The sequence below is a fragment of the Marichromatium sp. AB31 genome, assembly GCF_003718685.1.
GTDB lineage: Bacteria > Pseudomonadota > Gammaproteobacteria > Chromatiales > Chromatiaceae > Marichromatium > Marichromatium gracile.
In genome coordinates, this window is the sequence record NZ_RHFI01000019.1 from 47966 (window position 1) to 55250 (window position 7285).

Genomic DNA, 7285 nt, shown 5'->3' on the forward strand with positions numbered 1-7285 from the left:
CGCGCGCCCTCAGTGGGCGAAGCTGGGCGCGGGCGGCGCCGGGTCGTGTGCGCGTAACCCCTCGAAGTGGGCGACAGCCTTGGCGAGGTCGGCGAGCAGCAGCTCGGCGAGGTCGGCGCTGAAGCCCTCGCGCACCACCACGCGCAGCACCGCGACCGACTCGGCGTGCTCGGGCATGGTGTAGGCGGGTACCTGCCAGCCGCTCTCGCGCAGCTTGTGGGAGATGTCGAAGACGCTGTAGTCGGTGATCTCGTCGCGCAGCTTGAAGGCGAACACCGGGATGGTGCTGGCGTCGCTGACCAGCTCGAAGGGGCCGAGGTCGGCGACGTTGCGCGCCAGTTCGGTGGCCACCTCGCGCAGTGCCGTCATCACCTGGGTGTAGCCGGCGCGCCCCAGACGCAGGAAGTTGTAGTACTGCCCCACCACCTGGTTGCCGGGGCGGGAGAAGTTGAGGGTAAAGGTCGGCATGTCGCCGCCGAGATAGTTGACCCGGAAGATCAGCTCCTCGGGCAGGTCCTCGTGGCCGCGCCACACCACCCAGCCGACGCCGGGATAGACCAGGCCGTACTTGTGCCCGGAGACGTTGATCGACTTGACCAGCGGCAGGCGGAAGTCCCACACCAGCTCGGGGTCGAGGAAGGGGGCGACGAAGCCGCCGCTGGCGGCGTCGACGTGCATCGGGATTTCCCAGCCGGTGGTGGCGTTCTGCGCCTCCAGCGCGGCGTGGATCGCTTCGATCGGCTCGTACTCCCCGGTGAAGGTGGTGCCGAGGATGGCGACCACGCCGATGGTGTGCGCGTCGGTGCGGGCGATCACCTCCTCCGGGGTAATGACATAGCGCCCCTTCTCCATCGGGATGTAGCGCGGCTCGACGTCCCAGTAACGGCAGAACTTCTCCCAAACCACCTGGACATTAGCCCCGAGGATCAGGTTGGGACGGTGGGTATCCTCGCCGCGGGCGCGGCGACGCGCGCGCCAGCGCCACTTCAGCGCCATTCCGGCGAGCATCACCGCCTCGCTCGAGCCGATCGCCGAGGCGCCGATCCCCTGCTCGGGGGCGTGGAAGAGGTCGGAGACGATGTTGACGCAGCGCGCCTCGATCTCGGCGGTGCGCGGGTACTCGTCCTTGTCGATCAGGTTCTTGTCGAAGGCCTCGGCCATCAGCCGCTCGGCCTGGGGTTCCATCCAGGTGGTGACGAAGGTCGCCAGGTTGAGCCGGGCATTGCCGTCGAGCATCAGCTCGTCGTGGATCAGGTCATAGACCGTCTCGGGCTCGATCTCGTGCTCCGGCAGACGGTATCGCGGCACCGCCTCCAGCATGCGTCGCCGCGCATAGGCCGGCGCGAGCAGTGCATCCTGCTCCTCCGGGCTGATCGACTCGATCTTTCGCGTCACCATCGCCAATCCCTCCATCGCCACCGCCCCGGGGTTCGGGGCGCTAGGTGCAAGCGTAGTCAATGGTGCGCGGGTCGCCCGTCGGTGTGCATTCGGATCGGGCAAAGGGGCCGCAGTCGACTGAATCCGTTGTGGAAAGTTTGCCTTCCGCCGCCGCCCCGGCCATACTGCCGCCGCCCCTGAGTTGCAGCGTGGCGTCAGCGACGTTCAGCGTCGCACGTCACCCTCTTCCAACCCCGAAACGAGTCCATCCGCCGTGCCCATCGAGCTATTCTGGCTGCTCCTGCCGTGGAGCCTCGCGTTCATCTTTCTCGGTCGGTTGCGCGCCTGCCCGCCGCTGACGCGTCCGGTCGGTGGGGGCAAGGTGTCGGTGATCATCCCGGCGCGCAACGAACAGTCGCGGTTACCGCCGCTGCTCGCCTCGCTGCGCGCGCAGGACCACGCCGAGTACGAGGTCATCGTCGTCGACGACAATTCCACCGACGCCACCGCGGCGCTGGCGCGTGCCGCCGGAGCGAAGACCTTGTGTCTCGGCGAGTTGCCGCCCGGCTGGCTCGGCAAGCCCCATGCCTGCTGGGTCGGGGCGCAGGCGGCGAGCGGCGACCTGCTGGTCTTTCTCGACGCCGACACCGAGCTCGAACCCGCCGGACTGCGGCGCATCGCCGCCACCCATGCCGCGCGTGGCGGGCTGGTCTCGGTGCAGCCCTATCACCGCATGGTCGCGGCCTACGAGCGGCTGTCGTCGATCTTCTTCGTCATCATGATGGCGAGCATCCGCTCCTTCACCCTGGCCGGCGACGCGCTGCGCGCCAACGGCAGCTTCGGTCCCTGCATGGTGTGCTCGCGCGCGGATTATTTCCGCACCGGCGGGCATCGTCTGGTGCGCGCCGAGATCGTCGATGACGTGGCGCTGGCGCGCGAGATGGCGCGACGCGGCGTGCCGACCTCGAACTTCATCGGCGCCGGCACCATCGCCTTTCGCATGTATCCCGACGGGGTGCGCGATCTCGCCGACGGCTGGACCAAGAACCTCGCGCGCGGGGCGATGACCACCGGTCCGCTGATGCTGCTGATGACCACCTACTGGATCTATGGCGCGGTGGCCGCCGTCGACGCCTCGCTGGGCTGGGCGAGCCAGGGGCTGTCGACCTGGGTGGTCGCGGGGCTGATCGCCTACGCGGCCTATGTCGCGCAGCTGTGGTGGCTGTTGCGCCGGCTCGGCAACTTCGGGCTGGCCACGGCGCTCACCTATCCGGTCTCACTGGCCTTCTTCGTCGCGGTCTTCTTCCGCTCGCTCTATCGCACCCTGGTGTGCAACAGCGTGCGCTGGAAGGGGCGCTCGATCGCGGTGCGCACGCCGGGCTAGGAGCGCGATCGCGCGCAGCAGCCGCGCGCGGTTGTAGCGCTGCACCAGGATGCAGGGGGCGTTGACCAGCGCACCATAGATCAGCATCGCCACGCCGACCGGCCAGGGGGTCCAGACGAAGAAGCTCAGCGCCATCGCCCAGGTCAGCCAGTGCGAGACCTCGGCGCGCGTGGTCTCGCGCACGAAGCGGTGCAGATAGGCGAGATCCTGACCCCGCAGGTTGCGCTTGGAGAAGCCGCCGGCATAGAAGGCCCCGGCCTCGGGCAGATGATCCTTCCACGTCTGGATGCCGAGCCGCTGATAGAGCCGACCGTCCAGCTCCCAGCGATAGCTGCGACCGAGCAGCGGCAGCCCGGCGAGCAGGCGCTCGGGCAGGCGATGCGCCAGATAGCCCGCCCCGAAGTGGATCGACAGCCAGATCAGGGCATAGAGCGCGATGGTCGTCAGCACGGCGGGGAGTCTCGCGGTAGTGGGGGAGGGGCGGCATCTTAGAGGCGTTCGGCGAGCGCGACCAGCCTTGAACCCAGGACGCGCGGCCCTCAGAGAGCACGGGTCGGCGCGCGCTGGCCGCTCTCCATGCCGGGCGCGAGGGCGCCATCACACGAGGAGGTATCGATTATGCGGGTTCAACCCCTGTTGCTGGTCGTCGTCACCGGGCTGTGGGCGCTCCCGGCCACCGCCGACTGGACCGACGCGCGCTGCGAGATCTACCCCAAGGGTGAGGACCGTGCCGAGCAGACGCTTCCCTGTACCTTCAGCCAGCGCCAGGGCTATGTGACCATCACCCGCGAGGACGGCGTGGTGCACGAGCTGGCGCCGAGCGGTGAGGCGGTGGGCAACTTCCGCGATCAGGCGGGCCGCCCGGTCTATCGCCAGAGCGGGCTCGGCGACCAGGGGCTGATCTTCCGCTTCCCCGACGAGAGCCTCTATGTCTACTGGGATCGCGGCCCGACGACGACCGCCGCGGACAACCCGACCTGGCCCTTCTCCACCGCCGACTACGACGCCACCACGCTGCTGCGCTGTCGCGCCCTCACCGCCGAGGCGTTCGGCCAGTGCCCGGCCGGCATCCTGCGCATGGACGAGGGCCAGGCCTCGATCGTGGTGCAGAGCCCAGCCGGTGAGCAGTTCACCATCAACTTCATGACCGGCTACGTCAACGCCACCAACCGCAGCGTCGAGGCCTCGCGCGATGGCGATACCTGGACCGTCGTCATCGACGGCCAGGAGGTCTATGAGGTGCCACTCGCCGCGATCGAGGGAGGCTGAGGCGATGAGATATCCGACCATTCTGCTGATCGCGCTGCTGTGCAGCGTTAGCTCGCTGGCGCTGGCCGAGTCCTCGCCCCTGGCGGGGACGGCCTGGAGGCTGGTCGAGATCCAGTCGATGGACGATCAGGTCTATGTCCCCGAGGAGGGCGCCGAGTACAGTCTCGAACTGCGCGATGACGGCATGGTGGCCATTCGCGCCGACTGCCAGCTCGGTACCGGCACCTGGGCGTCGGACGCGCCCGGTCAGCTGCGCTTCGGCGCCATCGCGACGACCCGGGCGCTGTGCCCGCCAGGCTCCCTGTCCGAGCGCTATCTGGCGCAGTTCCAGTGGGTGCGGAGCTATGTCATCGAGGGCGGACACCTCTTCCTCGCCACCATGGCCGACGGTTCCATCATCGAGCTGGCGCCGCTCGAGCCCCCGGCACCGGTCGCGACCCTCTTCGGCGAGTCGCTGCGCGACGTCGATGCCACGCAGCTCCAGGAGATCATCCTCGGGCGCCTGTTCGAGCACTATGCCGACGAGCAGGGTATCGTCGCCGAGCCAGAGGAGATCGCCGCCCTGCTCGAACGGCTGCGCGCCGGTCGGGCGGCGGCGGGACTGGATGCCGAGACCAGGTTGAGCCCGGAGGAGCGTGAACAACTGGCGGTCATGCAGCGCGACATGGCCCGCGCGCTGATCCGTCACTGGAAGGTCAACCGTGCACTCCACCAAGAGTACGGCGGGCGCATCATCTATCAACAGCTCGGCCCGGAACCGCTCGATGCCTATCGCGCCTTCCTCGACGCGCAACAGACCGCGGGCGCCTTCAGCATCCACGACCCCGCCCTGGCCGAGGCGTTCTGGCGCTACTTCACCGATGAGTCGATCCACGACTTCATGCCCCCGGGCAGCGACGACGAGACGCAGGCGTTCGCCGTCCCGCCCTGGGGGCGTTGAGCCGGTGTGCGCTGATCGGTGAAGGCTCGGCAAGGCGCGACAGGGCGTCGTGATGTCCACCAGAACGGCGCCGAGCCGTCGTGCGGTCTCAGATGAGCCGGACCTCGGGCAGGCGCTTGGCCGGCCTCAGGCCGCCAGCCCCCGCCCCGGCCCGAACAGCGTCCTGGCCCGCCCGACACCCCGCAGATAACGACACTCCCGGCGCGCGGCGAGTGCCGTCAGCCGCTCTGGCGCACCGATCGCGGCACCAAACCCCTTGAGTAGGAAACCCGCGTGCTCGACGAAGCGCTCCGGCGCGATCCCGAGCCGGGAGAGGATCTCGGGCAACTCCGCCGGGATCGCCCCGCGCTTGCGTGGATGCAGGGCGCGACCGAGCGAGTCGACCAGGGTCAGATAGTCGTCGAAGGTGAAGGGGATCGACGCGGGGATCTCGGCGGGGTTGCCGAAGGGCAGTAGTGGGGCAGGGGGAAGGCGATCGAAGACGGTCTCCCAGAGGGTGACGCTGCGGGCGTCTGGATTCGGTGAGGCGTTGCCCGCGGCCTCGGGCGATGTGGATATGTGACTGGCTGGAGAGGCGCCGTCAGCCTCGGAGGGCGTGATCGTCTTTAGCTGGGGAATCGGTCGTTGCAAGTCGGGATGGACGTCTGGTGGTGCTTGTTGCTCAGCAGCTGAGCCGTGCGCTATGTCGAGCTGCTGTCCGGTCATCGTGCCCTCGTCGCCCGCCCGCAAGCCCGCAATCCGCGCCGCAATCCCGGTATGCGCACTCTCCTCCGGCGTCTCCGCGATCCCCGCCCGGATCGGGTTGAGATCGACATAGGCCATCACCGCCAGCAGCGCCGTCTCGTCGAGGATTGCCTGCGAACGAAAGCGCCCCTCCCAGAACCGCCCGCGTACCCCATCCTCCCGATTCGCCGCCCGCGCGATTGACTCGTTCAACACCCGCATGAACCAGGAGAGATCCGCCAACCGCGCCCGGTAGGTCGCAACCAACCCCGCGACCCCATCCAGCTCCGCCTCGGTCATCCCCACCCGCGTCGCCGGCGACAAGAACCGCTCCACCACCATCGGCCCCCGGAACAGACACCGCCAGCGCCGCAGCACCTCGGCATCCGACCACCCCGCCGCTCGATCCGCATCCACCCGCACCACCAGATGCACGTGATTGCTCATCACCGCATAGGCCGCCACATCGATCGCGAACACCCCCGCGAGCTGGCGCAACCGCAACTCCACCCACCCGCGCCGATGCTCGAAACTCCGTCCCGTCAGCCGATCGAAGCCACACAGATACGCCCGGCGCACGCAGCGCGTGACGACGTGATACCAGGGCGTATCGGACAAGGAGACGAGCGCGGCGCGGGGACGGGTCATGGGGCATCTCCGCTGCAGGTGTTGGGAGAAGCGTAGAAGAGGGCCTTGGGAGCGTCAACGGTAAGTGGGTGTCCCTTTGCTTCGCATAGGCGCTCCAGAAATCTGTGTAGACGGGAGCGGAAGTCTGATATTGCGCTGGGATGGAATCCCACAGCGCCTGTGCGGAGCGCTCCGTACGATCGCCAACATGGACCCCGACGATACGCCGAGTCAGGCGATCCATGGCGAGCCAGATCCATTGTTTGTTCAGGCGTTTTCCGACAAAGGACCACAGTTCGTCGCACTCCAGGATTACTCCGTAGGGTGTGGTGTTTTTTTTAGCGCGACCTGACTTAGCGCGACCTGACGAGGGACCTTCTTGTACTTCTCGTTCACGTAGCTCTGCAGCCAAGCCTCGGAGACCTTCACCGCACGGGCAATTCCGGCCAGGGAGATTTTTTCCAGCAGCAACCGATCGATCAGTTCGCGGGTTTCCTGAGAAACTGGCCCCTTGGCAGGATGGAGAACGAACTGGCGACCGCAATCTTGACACTTGTACAACTGCTTTTTCAGCCGGTTGAATCCATTTTTGGTCACATGATTGGAGTGACACTGCGGACATGTCGGATACATCGTCTTCACCCTTAAAGCAAGAGACTCTGATCTTATCGAAGCCTATCGGTCAGGGCACCACCCAGATTCTCTAATTTCTGAACTAGACAGAATCTGCATAGCGTGTCTATGATTCGTGTACGCACCCTCGCTATCCTCAAAATTTCGCGATGTAGCCGTCCCAACCAACCACGCATACACGAACTGAGACTAGGCCATGGACAACAACCCGTCAACCTATAGGGAAAAGGTACGGTCGTTTTGGCACCGGTACGTGCAAAAGGTCGGAGAATCAGGGGTTAAGCCTCCGTTCGACCGCTGGATGGTGCGGCGTGCGGAGCAGTACATCGCGG

The 7285-nt window shown here is 66.9% G+C and carries 7 protein-coding genes and 1 pseudogene; 3 read left to right on the plus strand and 5 right to left on the minus strand.

Annotated elements, in window-relative coordinates; genetic code table 11:
* Nucleotides 1-9: 9 nt before the first annotated feature.
* A complete protein-coding gene (locus EBL84_RS13085; protein ID WP_123141217.1) occupies nt 10-1398 on the minus strand; it encodes a glutamate decarboxylase in 1389 nt (462 codons plus the stop codon).
* Nucleotides 1399-1651: 253 nt separating this feature from the next.
* Between EBL84_RS13085 and EBL84_RS13090 the strand changes: the two genes are divergently transcribed.
* The gene (locus EBL84_RS13090) at nt 1652-2761 is read left to right on the plus strand and encodes a glycosyltransferase family 2 protein (RefSeq protein WP_123141218.1); all 1110 of its coding nucleotides are present in this window, start codon (nt 1652-1654) and stop codon (nt 2759-2761) included.
* On the opposite strand, the gene EBL84_RS13095 is transcribed toward EBL84_RS13090, so the two are convergent.
* A complete protein-coding gene (locus tag EBL84_RS13095) occupies nt 2654-3211 on the minus strand; it encodes a hypothetical protein (protein ID WP_190287966.1) in 558 nt (185 codons plus the stop codon). The two genes, EBL84_RS13090 and EBL84_RS13095, sit on opposite strands and share 108 nt — an antisense overlap.
* Before the next feature lie 168 nt (nt 3212-3379).
* On the opposite strand from EBL84_RS13095, the gene EBL84_RS13100 reads away from it, so the two are divergent.
* Entirely contained in the window at nt 3380-4030 is a 651-nt protein-coding gene (locus EBL84_RS13100; protein WP_123141219.1) for a hypothetical protein, read from the plus strand.
* Nucleotides 4031-4034: 4 nt separating this feature from the next.
* The gene (locus EBL84_RS13105; RefSeq protein WP_190287967.1) at nt 4035-4970 is read left to right on the plus strand and encodes an META domain-containing protein; all 936 of its coding nucleotides are present in this window, start codon (nt 4035-4037) and stop codon (nt 4968-4970) included.
* A 126-nt stretch (nt 4971-5096) separates the two neighbouring features.
* Here the strand turns inward: EBL84_RS13105 and EBL84_RS13110 are convergent, their stop codons facing one another.
* The 3 genes and pseudogenes from EBL84_RS13110 to EBL84_RS17370 form a co-directional block, all read right to left on the minus strand.
* Nucleotides 5097-6341 carry a transposase gene (locus tag EBL84_RS13110; RefSeq protein WP_123141221.1) on the minus strand — a complete coding sequence of 415 codons (1245 nt, stop codon included), beginning with the start codon at nt 6339-6341 and terminating at the stop codon, nt 5097-5099.
* An 85-nt stretch (nt 6342-6426) separates the two neighbouring features.
* A pseudogene (locus tag EBL84_RS17590) lies at nt 6427-6732 on the minus strand (IS1 family transposase); the annotation flags it as partial.
* Nucleotides 6633-6953 carry a hypothetical protein gene (locus EBL84_RS17370; RefSeq protein WP_223807014.1) on the minus strand — a complete coding sequence of 107 codons (321 nt, stop codon included), beginning with the start codon at nt 6951-6953 and terminating at the stop codon, nt 6633-6635. The gene EBL84_RS17370 and the pseudogene EBL84_RS17590, both read right to left, overlap by 100 nt.
* Nucleotides 6954-7285 lie beyond the last annotated feature (332 nt).